The organism is Pandoraea anapnoica, assembly GCF_902459765.1.
GTDB lineage: Bacteria > Pseudomonadota > Gammaproteobacteria > Burkholderiales > Burkholderiaceae > Pandoraea > Pandoraea anapnoica.
The window spans coordinates 102359-119055 of the sequence record NZ_CABPSP010000013.1; the positions used below are offsets into that span (position 1 = coordinate 102359).

At 60.7% G+C, this 16697-nt stretch carries 19 protein-coding genes and 1 tRNA gene; 6 read left to right on the forward strand and 14 right to left on the reverse strand.

The annotated features are described in order from the left end of the window. Positions 1-25: 25 nt before the first annotated feature. The 4 genes from bfr to PAN31117_RS20215 form a co-directional block, all read right to left on the reverse strand. The gene (gene bfr / locus PAN31117_RS20200; protein WP_150666720.1) at positions 26-505 is read right to left on the reverse strand and encodes a bacterioferritin; all 480 of its coding nucleotides are present in this window, start codon (positions 503-505) and stop codon (positions 26-28) included. 242 nt (positions 506-747) lie between these two features. Further along, positions 748-2271, reverse strand: coding sequence for a fumarate hydratase (locus tag PAN31117_RS20205; protein ID WP_150739767.1), 1524 nt, complete (start codon positions 2269-2271; stop codon positions 748-750). A 63-nt stretch (positions 2272-2334) separates the two neighbouring features. After that, positions 2335-2904: a TIGR00645 family protein gene (locus PAN31117_RS20210; RefSeq protein ID WP_150739768.1), complete on the reverse strand. Its 570-nt coding sequence runs from the start codon at positions 2902-2904 to the stop codon at positions 2335-2337. Positions 2905-3060: 156 nt separating this feature from the next. Beyond that, the gene (locus tag PAN31117_RS20215) at positions 3061-3996 is read right to left on the reverse strand and encodes a DMT family transporter (protein WP_281349245.1); all 936 of its coding nucleotides are present in this window, start codon (positions 3994-3996) and stop codon (positions 3061-3063) included. A gap of 315 nt (positions 3997-4311) precedes the next feature. On the opposite strand from PAN31117_RS20215, the gene acs reads away from it, so the two are divergent. The 4 genes from acs to PAN31117_RS20235 all read left to right on the forward strand — a co-directional run bounded on the left by acs (position 4312) and on the right by PAN31117_RS20235 (position 9040). Further along, positions 4312-6294, forward strand: a complete 1983-nt coding sequence (gene acs, locus PAN31117_RS20220) for an acetate--CoA ligase (RefSeq protein ID WP_150739769.1) — start codon at positions 4312-4314, stop codon at positions 6292-6294. A 28-nt stretch (positions 6295-6322) separates the two neighbouring features. Beyond that, positions 6323-6847, forward strand: coding sequence for a DUF4212 domain-containing protein (locus PAN31117_RS20225; protein ID WP_150739770.1), 525 nt, complete (start codon positions 6323-6325; stop codon positions 6845-6847). Beyond that, positions 6844-8862: a sodium:solute symporter family protein gene (locus PAN31117_RS20230; protein WP_150739771.1), complete on the forward strand. Its 2019-nt coding sequence runs from the start codon at positions 6844-6846 to the stop codon at positions 8860-8862. Before PAN31117_RS20225 ends, PAN31117_RS20230 begins: the two co-directional genes overlap by 4 nt. An 87-nt stretch (positions 8863-8949) precedes the next feature. Then, positions 8950-9040 (forward strand) — tRNA-Ser (locus PAN31117_RS20235). Positions 9041-9109: 69 nt separating this feature from the next. On the opposite strand, the gene PAN31117_RS20240 is transcribed toward PAN31117_RS20235, so the two are convergent. From PAN31117_RS20240 to PAN31117_RS20280, 10 genes are all read right to left on the reverse strand, one after another. Continuing rightward, positions 9110-10075 (reverse strand): site-specific integrase, encoded by a 966-nt coding sequence (locus PAN31117_RS20240; RefSeq protein WP_246189183.1) that lies wholly within the window; start codon positions 10073-10075, stop codon positions 9110-9112. A gap of 138 nt (positions 10076-10213) precedes the next feature. Then, positions 10214-10474 (reverse strand): DUF4224 domain-containing protein, encoded by a 261-nt coding sequence (locus tag PAN31117_RS20245; RefSeq protein ID WP_306440201.1) that lies wholly within the window; start codon positions 10472-10474, stop codon positions 10214-10216. Beyond that, on the reverse strand, positions 10444-13155 hold the full coding sequence (locus PAN31117_RS20250) for a toprim domain-containing protein (protein WP_150739772.1): 2712 nt from the start codon (positions 13153-13155) through the stop codon (positions 10444-10446). Before PAN31117_RS20250 ends, PAN31117_RS20245 begins: the two co-directional genes overlap by 31 nt. 11 nt (positions 13156-13166) lie before the next feature. Further along, complete coding sequence (locus PAN31117_RS20255; protein ID WP_150739773.1) at positions 13167-13415, reverse strand: hypothetical protein; 249 nt, start codon at positions 13413-13415, stop codon at positions 13167-13169. Between the two features lie 21 nt (positions 13416-13436). Beyond that, entirely contained in the window at positions 13437-13697 is a 261-nt protein-coding gene (locus PAN31117_RS20260) for a hypothetical protein (RefSeq protein WP_150739774.1), read from the reverse strand. After that, entirely contained in the window at positions 13694-13834 is a 141-nt protein-coding gene (locus PAN31117_RS27210; protein WP_174991044.1) for a hypothetical protein, read from the reverse strand. Before PAN31117_RS27210 ends, PAN31117_RS20260 begins: the two co-directional genes overlap by 4 nt. Before the next feature lie 17 nt (positions 13835-13851). Next, positions 13852-14067, reverse strand: a complete 216-nt coding sequence (locus PAN31117_RS20265; protein ID WP_150739775.1) for a hypothetical protein — start codon at positions 14065-14067, stop codon at positions 13852-13854. A gap of 100 nt (positions 14068-14167) precedes the next feature. Beyond that, positions 14168-14422 carry an Ogr/Delta-like zinc finger protein gene (locus PAN31117_RS20270; RefSeq protein ID WP_150739776.1) on the reverse strand — a complete coding sequence of 85 codons (255 nt, stop codon included), beginning with the start codon at positions 14420-14422 and terminating at the stop codon, positions 14168-14170. Beyond that, the gene (locus tag PAN31117_RS20275) at positions 14419-14613 is read right to left on the reverse strand and encodes a hypothetical protein (protein ID WP_150739777.1); all 195 of its coding nucleotides are present in this window, start codon (positions 14611-14613) and stop codon (positions 14419-14421) included. Before PAN31117_RS20275 ends, PAN31117_RS20270 begins: the two co-directional genes overlap by 4 nt. A 28-nt stretch (positions 14614-14641) precedes the next feature. Beyond that, positions 14642-14797: a hypothetical protein gene (locus PAN31117_RS20280; protein ID WP_246189184.1), complete on the reverse strand. Its 156-nt coding sequence runs from the start codon at positions 14795-14797 to the stop codon at positions 14642-14644. Between the two features lie 345 nt (positions 14798-15142). Here PAN31117_RS20280 and PAN31117_RS20290 point away from each other — a divergent pair, with 345 nt between their 5' ends. Beyond that, on the forward strand, positions 15143-15559 hold the full coding sequence (locus PAN31117_RS20290; RefSeq protein ID WP_150739780.1) for a helix-turn-helix domain-containing protein: 417 nt from the start codon (positions 15143-15145) through the stop codon (positions 15557-15559). 341 nt (positions 15560-15900) lie between these two features. Further along, positions 15901-16632, forward strand: coding sequence for a hypothetical protein (locus PAN31117_RS20295; RefSeq protein ID WP_150739781.1), 732 nt, complete (start codon positions 15901-15903; stop codon positions 16630-16632). The last annotated feature ends 65 nt before the right edge of the window (positions 16633-16697 follow it).

Here is a 16697-nt window from a genome sequence, read left to right on the forward strand (position 1 = left end):
ATCTGGGTCTTGCGGGGTGTCGGGCTTATTCTTCGAACGACGCCATGCCCGACTGCTGGTAATTCTGAATGCCGACCTTGCCGATGAGATCGATCTGCGTTTCCAGCCAGTCGATGTGTTCTTCGGTGTCGTGCAGGATCTCGTTGAAGATTTCGCGCGAGACGAAGTCCTTCACGCTTTCGCAGTGAGCGACGCCTTCCTTGCAGGTCTTCTGCGAGAGGTATTCGAGCTTCAGATCGCACTTCAGAATTTCTTCGGTGTTCTCACCGATGAGCAGCTTGTGCAGATCTTGCAGGTTCGGCAGGCCGTCGAGCATGAAGATGCGTTCGATCAGCTTGTCGGCGTGCTTCATTTCGCCGATGGATTCGTCGTACTCGTGCTTGCCCAGCTTGTTCAGGCCCCAATGGTTGTACATGCGGGCGTGCAGAAAGTACTGGTTGATCGCCGTCAACTCGTTCGTGAGCTGGGCGTTGAGGAGTTCGAGGACTTTCTTGTCGCCTTTCATTTTGGATCCCTGTCTTAAGCAATTTGCGAGCGGTTGAAGAGTAGCCTGAAAAGCGCGGAAAGCCAAGCCCTGCAAGGCTTTTCGTGAACCGAGGTGCGAATGGTAATGCGAGCCATTCTCGCTCGTTTCCGTGATATTTTTCACGTCGCAACCGCAGTCGACCATCAGACGGAAGACGAAAAAAAGCCCGGACGAATCCGGGCTTTCTCAACGCACTGACGTAACGTCAGACTTAGTCTGACTTACTCAGCCGCGACCGGAATCTTGCCGATCTTGGCTTGCCATTCCTTGGGGCCGGTCTGATGCACGGAGACACCGGTCGAATCGACGGCCACCGTCACCGGCATGTCCTTGACGTCGAATTCGTAGATGGCTTCCATGCCAAGGTCTTCGAAGGCCAGCACGCGTGCGCCGCGAATTGCCTTCGACACGAGGTAGGCGGCACCACCGACGGCCATCAGATAGGCGGCCTTTTGCTTCTTGATGGCTTCAATCGCGGCCGGGCCGCGTTCCGACTTGCCGATCATCACGGACAGGCCGAGCTTGCCGAGCATCAGATCGGAGAACTTGTCCATGCGGGTCGACGTGGTCGGGCCCGCCGGGCCGACGACTTCGTCGCGTACCGGATCGACCGGGCCGACGTAATAAATCGCACGGCCCTTGAAATCCACCGGCAGCGGCTCGCCGCGGGCGACCATGTCGGCGATGCGCTTGTGCGCGGCGTCGCGGCCCGTGAGCATCTTGCCCGAGAGCAGCAGCGTCTGACCCGGCTTCCAGCTCGTGATTTCTTCCGGCGTCAGCGTGTCCAGATCGACGCGCTTGCTCGTTTCCGTGTTCGGCGCCCAGTGGACGTTCGGCCAGGCGTCGAGCGACGGTGCAGCGAGGAAAGACGGGCCCGAGCCGTCCAGCGTGAAGTGCGCGTGACGCGTCGCGGCGCAGTTCGGGATCATGGCGACCGGCTTGGACGCGGCGTGCGTCGGGTAGTCGAGGATCTTCACGTCGAGCACAGTGGCCAGGCCGCCCAGGCCCTGCGCGCCGATGCCGAGTGCGTTGACCTTCTCGAACAGTTCGATACGCAGCTCTTCGTTCCAGTTTTGCGGACCGCGCTTGATCACGTCATGGATATCGATCGGGTCCATCAGCGATTCCTTCGCGAGGACCATGGCCTTCTCGGCCGTGCCGCCGATACCGATGCCGAGCATGCCCGGCGGGCACCAGCCTGCACCCATCGTCGGGACCGTCTTCACGACCCAGTCGACGATCGAGTCGGACGGGTTGAGCATCACGAACTTCGACTTGTTCTCCGAGCCGCCGCCCTTCGCTGCGACCGTGATGTCGACCTTGTCGCCTTCTACGATTTCGTAGTGGATGACGGCAGGCGTGTTGTCCTTCGTATTCTTGCGACCGGCTTCCGGCGGCGCGACGATCGAGGCGCGCAGCACATTGTCCGGATGCATGTAAGCCTGACGCACGCCTTCGTTGATCATGTCGGTGAGGCTGCGCTTGGCGTCCCAGCGCACGTTCATGCCGACCTTCACGAACACGGTCACGATGCCGGTGTCCTGGCACAGCGGACGGCGGCCTTCGGCGCACATGCGGCTGTTGGTCAGGATCTGCGCGATGGCGTCCTTGGCGGCCGGGCTTTCTTCGGCCTCGTAGGCGCGACCCAGTGCCTGGATGTAATCGTCCGGATGGTAGTAGCTGATGTACTGCAGGGCACCGGCGACGCTCTGAATGACGTCGTCTTCTTTAATGACGGTAGACATGAAACGGCTCTCGACTTAGTGGGGACTGGTTTTTTGTACTGACTTGCTACGGCTGAATTCTGTTCAATGCTGCGCGGTCGCATACGCGGGTGCATGGCTGTCGTTCGTCATCTTGTTGACGTAGGCCATGACAACGGCGGAAAGCAGGAATGCGCAGTGAATGATCACTTGCCACATGATGGTGTGCGGCGTTTGCTGGGACGCATCGATGAACGTCTTGAGCAGATGAATCGACGAGATGCTGATGAGCGCCATCGACAGCTTCACCTTGAGCACACCGGCGTTCACGTGATCGAGCCACTCGGGCTCGTCGGGGTGGCCTTCCACGCCGAGGCGCGAGACGAACGTCTCATAGCCGCCGATGATCACCATGATGAGCAGGTTCGAGATCATCACCACGTCGATCAGGCCCAGCACGACGAGCATGATCTGGGTTTCGTCGAAGGTCGCGGCGTGCGTGACCAGGTGGAACAACTCGACGAGGAATTTGTAGACGTAGACGCCTTGTGCGGCGATTAGCCCGAGGTACAGCGGCAGTTGCAACCAGCGGCTGAAGAAGATGACGCGCGGCAGGGGACGCATCGGACGAGCGGTGCGCTGCTGCGCATCGGACGGGCGGCCGGGAGTCGACATGGCAATTTTGACGGGGTGTAGGCCAGCGCCTCGTGACGCAGGCTGTAGTTATCGGTTACGCAAATCGCAAGCAAAGTGCACTGGCACGGATAGCGCGGCGCGCTATCCGGCATGGGCGGCATTTTACAACGTCTTGGCGACGGCACCGCGTCCGATTCAGTCGCGGGTTGGCAATAGCGTCTTTCGCGATCCGGCGGACGGTAGCGCCGCGAGTACGATCCCTGCGACCGTCAGCGCCAGCGCACTGCCCTGGGCGACGGACAGTCGCTCGCCCAGAAATATCACGCCATAGGCGGTGGCCGCGACCGGCACCATCGCCGTGAAGACCCCCGCAAGCTGCGCGCTGACGTGGCGAATCCCTCGCATCCACAGGAAGAACGAAAAGACGCTCGCGGCGAGTCCGTACCAGACGATGAGGGCCCAGTGACCGGGGGTGAGGGCCGAATAATCCACCGCCATCAGCCCCACGATGCCCAGCGGTAGCATCAGCACGCCGCCGATCAGATGCGTATAGGCGCAGATGTCGATGGCCGAGAGTTCCGCCGCGAGGCGCTTCGAGACGATCACGTAAATCGCTTCGCAGACCACAGCCCCCAGCACCAGCGCGTTACCCAGCCAGGCGCCGCTGGTCGCATCGGACGTGCCGGACCCAGCCGCACCGTGGGCGTCGCCGCGCGAGGCGTTGAGCAGCGCCACTCCGGCAATCGCCAGCGCGATGCTCACGAGCGTGCGTCGCGAAGGGTGCTCGCGCAGCACAGCCCATGACAGCAGCGCGACGCAGGCAGGCAGCGTCGCGGTGATGACCCCGGCAGCGGTGGCCGTCGTCATGCGCACGCCGTAGAGCATGAGTAATGTGAAGAGAAACGTGCCGAAGAACGTCTGCACGAAGAGGTGACCCCATTGGCTGCGGGTGACGCGTCGCATGCTTGATGGCCGATAGCGCGGCGCAAGCGCAATGATGGCGATGACGAAGCGCCAGAGCGCGAAGGCGGCCACGGGCATGACGGCGACCATCGTCTTGCCGATCCCGACATTGGTGCCGACGAACGTCATCGCCAGGGCCAGCGCGAAACTCGGAAAGCGGGCAAACAGGCGGTCGGTGCCGGTCGGTGCGGCGTTCGCTGCCGCGGGGGTGGGACTGGATGTCTGAGGCGTAGATGTCGAATTCACGGGCGCTCCGGGCGATTCCGGGGTGGCGGGACGAGGGTGATAAGCGTAGGATTGTAGCGATTACGCCACACTTTGCTGCAATGCGACAACGCGTTTTGCGTGAGTCCCGCACGCAAGGCACGGGAGTCGAATGTACCAGTGTAAGGCGTTAGTAAGTCGCTCGTCTTAATGTGACGTTAGCGATGTGTTTTGGCTTGATTGCAATGGTATTTGCATATCCATAAGAGGGGACAACTCATGGCAGCAATTGAATCGGTATTGCAGGAGCAGCGCGTTTTCGCGCCGCCGCAGGCGCTGGTCGCCAAAGCGAACATTTCCGGCATGCCAGCCTATGAGGCGCTGTGCGCCGAGGCCGAGAAAGATTACGAGGGATTCTGGGCGCGTCAGGCGCGCGAGAATCTGGCCTGGCACAAGCCGTTCACCAAAGTCCTCGACGAGACCAACGCCCCGTTCTACACGTGGTTCGAAGACGGTCAGATCAACGCTTCCTACAACTGCCTGGACCGCCAGATCGAAGCGGGTCTGGGCGACAAACCCGCCATCCTTTTCGAAGCCGACGACGGCACGGTGACCCCGGTCACCTATCGCGACCTGCTTGCGCGCGTGAACCGCTTTGCGAACGCGCTCAAGGCGAAGGGTGTGAAAAAGGGTGACCGCGTGGTCATTTACATGCCGATGTCGATTGAAGGCGTGGTCGCGATGCAGGCGTGTGCCCGCATTGGTGCTACGCACTCGGTCGTGTTCGGCGGCTTCTCGGCCAAATCGCTCAACGAGCGCGTGATCGACGCTGGCGCAGTCGCCATCGTTACCGCCGACGAGCAGATGCGCGGCGGCAAGGCGCTGCCCCTGAAGGCCATCGTCGACGAAGCCCTCGCAATGGGCGGCTGCGAACACGTGAAGTCGGTGATCGTTTATCGTCGCACGGGCGGCAACGTCCCGATGCAGGCTGGCCGTGACGAAGTGCTGCAAGACCTCGTCGCCACGCAGTCGGACCAGTGCGAGCCGGAGTGGGTGAGCGCTGAGCATCCGCTGTTCATCCTCTACACGTCGGGCTCGACGGGCAAGCCGAAGGGCGTTCAGCACAGCACCGGCGGCTATCTGCTGTGGGCGTCGCTCACCATGCAGTGGACGTTCGACATCAAGCCGGACGACGTGTTCTGGTGCACGGCCGACATCGGCTGGATCACCGGTCACACGTACATCGCGTACGGCCCGTTGGCAGTCGGCACGACGCAAGTCGTGTTCGAGGGTGTGCCGACGTATCCGAATGCCGGTCGTTTCTGGGAAATGATCGACCGTCACAAGGTGACGGTGTTCTACACGGCGCCGACGGCCATCCGTTCGCTGATCAAGGCAGCGGAGCAGACGCCGGAAGTGCATCCGAAGAAGTACGACCTGTCGTCGTTACGCATTCTCGGGTCGGTCGGCGAGCCGATCAATCCGGAAGCGTGGATGTGGTATTACGAGAACGTCGGTCGCGGTCGTTGCCCCATTGTCGACACGTGGTGGCAGACGGAGACGGGCGGTCATGTGATCACGCCGTTGCCGGGTGCAACGCCGCTGGTGCCGGGCTCATGCACACTGGGTCTGCCGGGGGTTGCGGTGGCCATCGTCGACGAAACCGGTCAGGACGTGCCGAACGGTCAGGGCGGAATGCTGGTGATCAAGCGTCCGTGGCCGTCGATGATTCGTACGATCTGGGGCGACCCGGAGCGTTACAAGTCGAGCTACTTCCCTCAAGAGTTGGGCGGCAAGATCTATCTGGCGGGTGACGGTTCGATTCGCGACGCGAAGACCGGCTACTTCACTATCATGGGCCGTATCGACGACGTGTTGAACGTCTCGGGTCACCGCATGGGCACGATGGAAATCGAGTCGGCGCTGGTGGCGAACCCGATCGTGGCCGAGGCTGCGGTGGTGGGGCGTCCGGACGATACGACGGGTGAGGCGATTGTCGCGTTCGTGGTGCTCAAGCGTTCGCGTCCGACGGGGGACGAAGCGAAGCAACTGGCGTTGGAGCTGCGTAACTGGGTGGGCAAGGAGATCGGTCCGATCGCCAAGCCGAAGGACATCCGGTTCGGCGACAACCTGCCGAAGACGCGCTCGGGCAAGATCATGCGTCGTTTGCTGCGTGTGATTGCGAAGGGAGAAGAGATCACGCAGGACACGTCGACGCTCGAAAACCCGGCCATTCTGGACCAGTTAAAGCAGGCGCAGTAAGCGCGGGTTCGATTCCGTTGCGCCTGCAATGACGAAACGCTCGCGGCCCGGCGCGCACGGCAGCGTTGTTGCGCCGGAGGCCCACGATGCCAACGGCCTGCCCTCTGATGTCACGTCGGAGGGCGGGCCGCGTTCGTTGTTGGGGGATGCCGACATCGACTGGCATGGCGAAGCAGCCGCAATTGCGGCGCGTCATTGGCGTCGCACGTTGTGGCTTGTGGCGGTGCTAATGGCGATTGGTTTCGTTGTGACGTTCGTCCCTCAGTTCTGGGCGCGCGAGTGGGCGTCGGTGCGAATCGCGGGATGGCCGTTGCCGTTCTACATGGGAGCGCAGGGTTCGATCCTGATCGACATCGGTCTTATCGCCTTTTACGCGCTGATGCAGCGGCGTAACGACGCGCGCTATCGCGACGCGTTGATTCGATTGCGTCAGGAGCGCCGCAAGAGCCTCGGGCTTGCGGACGATGCGCTGGACTCTGCGATGGCGCTCGCCACATCACGCAGCGCAGGCAGTGCTTCTTCTCGCGCCGCCTCGGCGCAAACCTACCGATGAGTTTCACGCGCAGGTTGCTGCGCTACTACCTGTATTACACGGCGGGATTCCTCGCGTTCGTGCTGATGATCGGCTTGCTTGAGCGCGTCAACGGCCCGGGTGTGTGGATCGGCTACGCCTTCCTTTTCGTGACGATTGCCGTGTACGCGGTGATCGGTCTTATCTCCCGCACGTCCGACGCAGCCGAGTACTACGTCGCCGGACGTCGCGTGCCGCCGATGTTCAACGGCATGGCGTGCGCAGCCGACTGGATGAGCGCTGCGTCGTTCATGGGCCTGGCGGGCTCGCTTTACGTCTCCGGATACGACGGCCTCGCTTACGTCATGGGATGGACGGGGGGGTACTGTCTGGTGGCGTTCTTGCTTGCGCCGTACTTGCGCAAGATGGGGCGCTACACGGTGCCCGACTTTCTGGGCACGCGATACGACAGCAATCTCGTGCGTGCGTTGGGCGTCTTCTCGACGATTCTGTGTTCGTTCGTGTATCTCGTCGCGCAGATTCAGGGTGTGGGCCTGATCGCGTCGCGCTTTATCGGTGTCGAGTTCACGATCGGAATTTTCTTCGGACTGGCGGGCATTCTCGTCTGCTCGTTCCTGGGCGGCATGCGCGCCGTGACTTGGACGCAGGTTGCGCAGTACATCATCATGATCACTGCGTTTCTGGTGCCGACGGCGATGATCGGCCATCAGACAGGCAATGGCTGGTTCCCGCAGTTCAGCTACGGTGAGGCGCTGGCGAAGGTCGAGGTGCTGGAAAAGGAGTTGCGCAATTCTGTGCCGGAGCGAGAGGTGCGCGACTACTACCGGGAGCAGGCGGAGCAGATGCAGCGTCGGCTGGACGGGTTGCCGGATACGTTCTTCAGCGAGCGGGCGGAGTTGGAGCGGCAGTTGCTGGACACGAAGCGTCGCAACGGGCCGCTGCGGGATGTGAAGGTGCTCGAGGCGAAGCTGGAGGCGTTTCCGCGGGACGTGGGCGAGGCGCAGAACCAGTGGCTGGAGATGCGCAACCAGTACATCGAGCGCAGCGAGCCGCCGCGTGCGATGACGGAGCCGTTTCCGGCGCGTGACGACACGACGCGTAACTCGCAGCGTCTGAATTTCTTGCTGTTGATGGTGTGTCTGATGATCGGAACGGCGAGCTTGCCGCACATTCTGACGCGTTACGGGACGACGGCAACGGTGCAGGGGGCGCGTAGCTCGGTGGGCTGGACGTTGTTCTTTGTCGCGTTGTTGTATGTGAGTGCGCCAGCGTTGGCGGTGATGCTCAAGTACGACGTGCTGCTGCATCTGGTGGGGGCGCGCTACGACAACTTGCCGGGATGGGTGACGCAATGGCGTCACGCGACGCCGGTGCAACTGGATATCTCGGACGTCTACCGCGACGGTGTGGTGCAGTGGGGTGAGATCTGGATGCAGCCGGACATGCTGGTGCTGGCGGGACCGGAGATTGCGGGGCTGCCGTACGTGATATCGGGGTTGGTGGCGGCGGGTGCTTTGGCGGCGGTGTTGTCGACGGCGGATGGTCTGTTGCTGACGATTGCGAACGCGTTGTCGCACGACGTCTACTTCCACATGGTGGATCGGAATGCGTCGAGTCAGAAGCGGGTGACGACGTCGAAGATATTGCTGTTGTGCGTGGCGATGTTTGCGTCGTATGTGACGTCGCTGAAGCTGGGGAACATTTTGTTTTTGGTGGGGGCGGCGTTTTCGTTGGCGGCGTCGTGTCTGTTCCCGGCGCTGGTGCTGGGGGTGTTCTGGAAGCGGACGACGCGTCTGGGCGCGACGGCGGGGATGGTTAGCGGGTTGTTGGTGTGTGTGTACTACATCATGACGACCTACCCGTTCTTCACCCGCCTGACGGGCTTCGCGGGCACCCGATGGTGGGGTGTGGACCCGATCTCGGCGGGGGCGTTCGGCGTGCCGGTGGGGTTCGCGGTGGCGATAGCCTTCAGCTTGATGGGCAGACGCCCCAGCGAGCGCGATCGCCATCTGGTGGACCATCTCCGACGCCCGTAACGACGGGCGTCCAAAGGAATTTGACGCCGTATTTCACGAAAGAGGGTGAGATGTTGCCGTCGACCTGCTATAATGCGCGACCATTCAGGAGAGATGGATGAGCGGTTTAAGTCGCACGCCTGGAAAGCGTGTATAGGTTAATAGCCTATCGGGGGTTCGAATCCCCCTCTCTCCGCCACCAATATCCATGCGGGTTTCCGGGCAGTTTAGGAAACCCGTTTGTGTCACAGATCAGGTGTTGTGTCATTCAACCCGATTTCTTGAGCGGATTCACGCGCTCAGCCTTCCGACGATAGATGCGCTGCGTTGTCCTGCTATCCGCATGTGAAAGCAGGGCACGCGCTTGCTCGAGCGACTCGGCGTCGCTTGCTGCTTTTGCGCGTATGTCATGTTCCCCGAAGGGGATCGTCACCTTCGTTTCTGCCATGACTCGGGCCATGAAGTCCGCCCACAACGACTCCCATCCGCCGGCGCGTCCGTGGTCTTTGACGTAGCACTCCCCCTTACGCGTGCAGAACAGCCAGCGAGACTTTGCTACAGGCCGCGCGGCCTGTGCTTCAGCGACAGCGGCTCGCAGATCATCATTCCAGAGATATAGCGTGCGCTTGCCCGTGCTGTTCTTGGTCTTATGCCGTTGTACGTGAATGCCGTCATCGAGGAAATGCACGTCAGGCTCCAGGCGCAGCAGGTCGCCGCGTGACAGTCCGGTCAGCACCTTCACTCGGATGTATGCCTGGACCGACCGCACGCCGCCCAGCTTGCGCTTCGGCTCGATGGAAAGGCATTCGTCGATTTCCCAGTCTTCGACGTATCTGTCTCGAGGCTGCTTGCTCTTGAGGCGCACCTCATGTGCGAAAGGGTGTCGCTTGATGTAGCCCCACTCGACAGCCTTCGTAAACGCGTGCGAAAGCACCTCGATCTCATGCAGGGCGGCAGTGTATGCCTTCTCACGTTTTATGGTCCCGTCTGGAGCCTTCACCGCTTTCGTGCGCGCATCGGCGTACGTATAAATGTGATGTGGCTCGATGGCACCGAGCGGCCACGATCCAAACGTTGTGCGCAGCTTTTTCAGCGCTTGCAGGTTAAGGGTCTGGGTCGTGTTTGCCTTCGTCGGTATCACTTCGAGCGCGTAGCGGCTGAGCAGCTCGCCAATGTTGCGAGCAGGGTCAAGCGTGCCGATGCGATTCGCCCATTCACGATAGGCTTCCGCCAACGTCTTCCCGAGCCGGAATCGCTTCTTTCCATCCCAGGCACGCTCGAGTCCGGGGGGCACACGGTAGTAGTACGCGCCGTGTGTGAACTGCCAGCGGACTGGCAGCGGCTGGTTTTCCTTGTTTCGCTTGCGAGGCATTTACAGGGTGCTCCTATCGATCTCATAAGCGCGTTGCCGCGTCTGGGTTTTGGTCGTGCCGCCAAGTGCTTGCTCCACGTGCGAACGAAGCACCAGCAAGCTGCCGTCGGGCCTGACTTTGTGTTCAATGCCGAGGGCGGATAAAACGAGCGTCTGTGACTTATGCCGGACGCGTCCGGTCATCTCTCGGATCTCGCTTTGGGTCAGAAAAATTGGGCATACGGGCAAGCTCACGACACCTCCTTCGTGAACAGCCAGCACTTGATTGTTGTCGGTGCCGTGGGATTGCCGTCGCGTGCGTAGATCGCGCTTTTGACGGTCGTGTACTCGATGAAGCGACGGCGTTTGCTCGTGCGCAGCACCTGCTTGAGATCGCGGAGCAGGGGGATCTGCTGGCGCCTGTCGGCTGCGACCTGCACGAAGTGGTTGAGGTTCACCGCGATCAGTTCGGGATCGTGCGAGTGATTCAGGCGGGGATGGTCGGCACCGTCGAGATAGTCGAATGCCTCCCAGAACTCGCGCACCATTGGGTGATCGTCGTTAATTGCCTCCTGCCGCTCGCGCGCCATCGTTTCAATCTGACCGGCTAGTGCGGACTTCTGCTCGTCGGTGAGCGCTACGACGTAGCACAGGGCATCGGCCAACGCCATGAGCTGGCCGTGGTTCTTCGCGATACGCGTGGACTTGATGCCGGGCAGCGTGAGCAGCGCCTTTTCGTGGACGGCCGATTGCTCTTCCACTGTCTTGAGGATCTTTGCCTCAGCCTTCGCCGCATTGAGGATGAAGCCCGAGACGGCTTCGGTCGAGAGGCTTTCCAGAGTGATCGCAGCCTCTCGCGTGCGCGGCGTTTGACCGGACGTGTCGAAGTGCAAATGCACGATGCGCTGCAGGATCGGAGCGGAGGCGTTCACGGTGGCGTTTTGGCTGATGACGACAGCGCCGCGGAACGGAGGCTCGTACGTCTCGTTGCCGCCGGTCGCCATGCCTCGGGCGCGCACGCTGCGGCCGTTGTACGCCGTTTTCAGCTCGTCCCAATCAAACGACTTCACGTGTGTTTTGTCCTCGCCGATGCGCTCTCGGTCGGACTCGATCAGGACGACGGGTAGACCCGACACCTGGGCGAAGTTGCGTGCCCGCGCTGCCAGGGACGACTTGCTTGGGTCGAAGCCCTCGTAGTCGCGTCGGCCGAACAGCTTCCAGAGGAATTCGATCAGCGTGGACTTGCCCGCGCCAGCCTCGCCGACGATCTCAAGAAATGGATACGATTTCTGCGCGGCGCGGATCTGCTCGGCGAAAAGCGAGCCGAGCCAGTAGGCCAGTGCTGCGAGTCCCTTGGCACCGAAACACGTCCACAGCAGCTTCAGCCAGTCGTCCTGATACTCCTTCGCGTCGTCGTTGATGGAGAGCGCCACGGATTGATTTAGGGACTTTACGGCCAGCTTGCCGATCTCGAAAAAGTCTTCGCCGTTGATCTGGTGCACGCGACCATCCTTGATGGCGAGATCACCCAGAACGTAGCAACCGTGCTCGCGGCTGTAACCGATGAAGTCAATCGTCTCCACGCTCTTGATGTTGAAGAGCTGGCGCTCCATCATCCGCTCGAGCATGCCGCTCGTTCCGGAATAGACCGCACCCGGGGCGATTCCGAGCAGTCGCTTCTTAAACTCGCTGGCCGTGGAGATCTGCGAGCTGGAGAACGTGTTCTTCACGGCAGGGCCATCGTGCGGGAATTGCACGCGAAAGTAATACCAGCTCTCGTCGGTGATGCGGTTCTGTTGGAAGTACAAGGGCATCGGAAAGCAGTTAGCGATCGGGCGAATGCTTCCCGCCTGCTGCAACGCCTTTTCGCGCTTCTGTTCGTCGTTCATGTCTGCGGCGTGCGGGCCGTCTTCGATCTCGTCGCGAGCTTTGTTGTATCGATCAAGGTCGAACTTGAACCAGTACAGTCGCTTGCCGAATTCAAAGTCGAACTCTGAGCGGTGGCCGTCGCTGTGCGAGTACATGAGCATGCCCTTCTCGCTAGCACTCTTTGCGATAAGCACCGCGCCGTGATGGCGGTACTCAATCAAACCGTCCGTGGATAGACGGTGACGTTTCGCGTTGTCATGGTGCCTGTCGAGCAGGTGTAAGTCGCTCCAGTCGAGTTTGCGTCCTCCGCTCTGCGGGATCTGGGCGGCCGAACACCTCCAGCCTGACTCACGTGCGCGCTCGACGTGCTTGCGGGTAAAACTGCTGCCCGCAGCATCGCCGTCAAGTGCCCAGACGAGGGTAGGGCGATCATTTCCTGATTCAGACAACACCATTGCGAGGTCGCGAAGCGCATGCTCTGGGTAGTTGTTGCACGACATCAAAGCCACGGCCGCTATACCGTGGTGATGGAGGGCGATTGCATCGAAGATGCCTTCGACGAGCCAAAGCTCGCGGACGCTTTGAAATACAAGGACCGGCGGCTTCCACCATTGCCCTTGATATTGGAGGCCGGGATTGAAGCGCGCTTTCTTCTTGCCGAAGCGACCCGGCTTGTCGATGAGTCGCTCCCAATAGCCACCAGCAAACGGAAAGCGCACAGTCGACGTGCCCGCGTTCGCCTCGCGGTCGAAATACTGCTCCTGGGTGTACCACCCGCCGACAACGGAAACGTCGAAGCCGCGTGCCTCCCGCATGTACGCGTCGGCAGCTGCGTTGGGATTGGTTTCGGTGGGCGTCTGGTAGCGATCTGTCCAGCTCTCGAAGAGGTCGGGGTAGATCTCCTTCACGTGACCTTCCCACGCGCACTTACTCAGGCGACCACAACGAAGAACCCACGGTTGTTCGGCGTGCGTGTAAAGCTCCTTCTGGCCGCATTTTGGGCACACCCCTTGGCGCAAGTAGCCGCCGCGTTCCTTGAATTGGTAGTCGTTCAGAAGACGGGGAAGAAGTTCGTTGTGAAGGCTGTCGTTCATGGTCTTGTTCGTTAATACTTGGCGACTTCGTCGGGGTGCAATGCGCGCCAGCGCATGAACGGTTCGCGGATCTCACTCAAGAAAACTGACGCGGCCCTTTCGTCGGCATCCAGCTCGCGCCGCGAACCGACATTGCATTTGAGACGGATAAGCTCGACGGCATCATCCGGAGTGAATGCATGGCCAGAGATGTCCTCGAGCCACGCGAGAAATACGCGGTCGTTACACCAGATACCCGCGAGTCGAGCGAGGCCCTTCATTGGGTGTTCTCCTTCTCCGGATCAAGCGTGTCCGGCCGGAAATTCCGACAGCTCGACAACGAAGGGAACGACCAGGCTTTCCACGGTGAGGCCGAAGCCGTACGTCCAGCCGCCATCCATTTGCGGCAGCGGGCAAACCGTGGGCCGGTAGCCGAGGGCGTGTCCGGCATCGATGGCTTCCTCAAGCGTGCGTCCGCGATGTTCAAGCATGAAGCTCACGGCAGCGGCGGGTACGAGGAACTCGGGGAACGAGGCGGGTAAGCCGAAGGTGCGAATGTTCATCGCGCACCCCCAAGCCACGCGACGATGCGTGCTATTGCGCGACGAATGCCGCGCTGGCGAACATACGGGCCTTCGATGGTGTAGCCGCCAAGGGCAGAGCGGTGAATCAGGTCACTACGGATATTGCGGTGGCGCATGATTACTCCAGCTGTGGTTATTCGCGGTCGCCGGCGGCGAGACGCTTTACGTCGGGCCTGGTGAACTCGCGGGGTTGTGGCAGCGGCGGGGCCGGCCGGTTTAGGGCGCAGCGGGCGACGATTGCCAAAGTGGTTCGCATGAACGGGGAGAGCGCTTCGACCGGCGTTTCTTCCAGCCCCATCGCTCGTTGTGCGCGACGCAGCTCATCGGGCGAAAAAACATCTGCATTCATCGTTGTCGCCTTCCGTTCAAGAAAATTTGGGCAAAAAAATCCCCTCGCGCCGTAGGGGGCACGATGCGAGGGGCAACTCGGGGTGATTCGGTTTTGCGCGTTACGCGGTGCTGTTCAGCAGATCCAACTGTCGGTCGTCGTCATGCTTTAGCTTTGCCTTGCCCGCCGGGATGAACACGGTCGGGTCAGGTGACTGACTCGGTGCCAGCGTGTGAACTATCGAAAGCAACGCCATACAGGTGAAGGCGCATTCGACGTTCTCGCACTGGTAGTACAACTGGCTTGTCTGACGAGTCACGGTGCGGCTGGTGCGGATCTTCAAACGTTGCGCGCAGTGTGGGCAGCTCAGTTTCATTGCGCGCTTCCTTGCTTCTTGACTTCGTACATCGCGCGACGCCTGCCAGCGACGCGCTCCATCTGTTCACGCATGCGGGCCTTCAAAAGCCACGTTGCGGCCTCTTCGATGCTCGGCAGATTTAGCGTCCCGCGGATTTCTTCGATCAACTCCAGCTCGCTGTCGCTAACGGCAATTTCAAGTTCCGGCATCTGATGAGCGGCTCTTCGTCGACTTCGATTACGCAGCGTCGCGCGATACATTGCTCGCCAGGCCGAACGCTTCGGATGCCTGACGCAGCAGCAGCTGGCGGGCGAGCGTGGCCGGCTGTTCGCCGAGGTACTGCGCCATCGAGGTGATGACGGCCCATTCGGCATCGTTGAGCCGGAGCGTCATACGGTTATCGCGGATACTTTTCGGATCGGGATACACGGCGACCTCCATTCGGAGCGGACTAGGGGCGGGCGTCAGCTTGTGGCTCGTAGGCGGCTAGGCCGAGAAGAATGAGGCGTCGCGCCATGCTCGACGTCGAGCAATTTTCTGCGCGGGAGATTTGAAGGACGTTGGCGCGCTCTTCGGGCGTAAGGCGGGTGTAGATCGGCTTATCCGACATAACGCCCCGCGGAGCGCGGCGTAACGGCTTCTTTTCAGCTGTCATGACGATATACTTGGGAGAATTAACCTTGCACAAACACATTATTTGCAGAAATCTGCAATGTGTCAATATGGATTTGCAGAAATATGCAAATTAACGAACGACTCGCTGCAGAGCGAGAGCGTCTCCGGCTGACTCAAACTGAGATGGCGAAGCGGCTGGGCGTGGCTTTTCGCACCTACTGCGACTACGAAGCCGGTAAGAGCCAACCGAAGGCGGGCACACTTGCAGCTGCGAGGGAGATCGGCGCGGACGTCATGTACATCCTTACCGGTGAGGTGGGTGAATCGGCCCTGTCGCTGGAGGAAGCCAATCTTCTGGCGCGCTATCGAGAGGCGTCTGATGCCGTCAAGGCGGCCGCACTTGGCGCGTTGATCGGGGGCGCAGCGCCTGCCGGTGTCCAGCAGACTTTCCACAGTGGTGTGAATATCGGCCAAAACGTCACCGGTGATGTGACTGGTTCGAGCACGTTTGCCTTCGGCGCTGAAAAGAAAAAGAAGTAGGTTGTGCTTCTTGCCGCGTGGCGGCATGTATGCAGAAATTAGGAGTACTTGCGTTGTAGCGAAAACTTCAACGCGCGGTTTACTTGCCGTGCGTCATCTGAAGTGGACCGCAAATTGTTTACATTTGCAGTATCGTTCCGCCTCGGCTTAACAGCCACCGCAGTTCCGTCAACGGGACTCGACGTTTCAGCAACATTCAATGCAGTAGCGTGGATCGGCTTCGTCCTACGCGTAGCGTGCAATACGCCCATTTCGCAGCACATCGCGAAGCGGCGAGAGAAAAAAGATCAGTTGGGAATCGACCGACGCGTGAATGTCACCGTCGGCGGGGGCATTCGAGGATGAAAGAACAGCACTTCACCGGCGACGTGGGGCAAGTCGCGGCCGGCAATGCAGTAAGCCACACACACGGGCCGTCACAACGCAACGTCATCAACATTCATAACGGCGCGTCCACTGTGCCATCTGCACCCATTACTGAGTTGCAGCGACGGGCTATTGCCGCCAAGGTCTTCGAGGTTTCAAACGCATCGGATCTCGACACCATCGATATCTATCGGATCATCCTTGCCGAATTCGGGGCGGAGAAGATACGTGAACTTCCGAAGTCGGAGTATCGGGCTGCGATGGAGTTGTTGGCGCAGCTTGAGAAGGAGGCGGGTGCTGGACCTTCGACGGAGACTCGGGAAACGCTCACGGTCATCGAGGCTCATCCGCAGCCCGTGATCGCCCCAGTGAACTCAGAGTCCTATCAGGACTGTCCTCATTGCGTAGACGCCACCGCACGTGTTGATCATGCGATTCGGAAGATGAAGACCGCCCGCACTCTCGCCGGGGTGATGACATCTGCATTACTGGTAGTGCTGGTGGGGGGCGCGGTGCTGACATATACCGGCACGCCGAAGGCTAAATCACTGGTGCCTACTCCACCTGTTTGCCAGTTTGGTGGTGCCGCCTATTCCATCGGAAGCGTGGTTGCTGCGCAGGGCAGCAAAGCTCGGGAATGTAAGCCCGACGCCAAAGGAGCTGGTGCGCATTGGGAAGTGTCTGCGCAGCCATCGGTGAAGCGGTAGCTCAACGAGCGTCTTGTATGCGCGGTGCTTTGATGTGACCGGGGGCGAACTTCAGGTCAACGTTT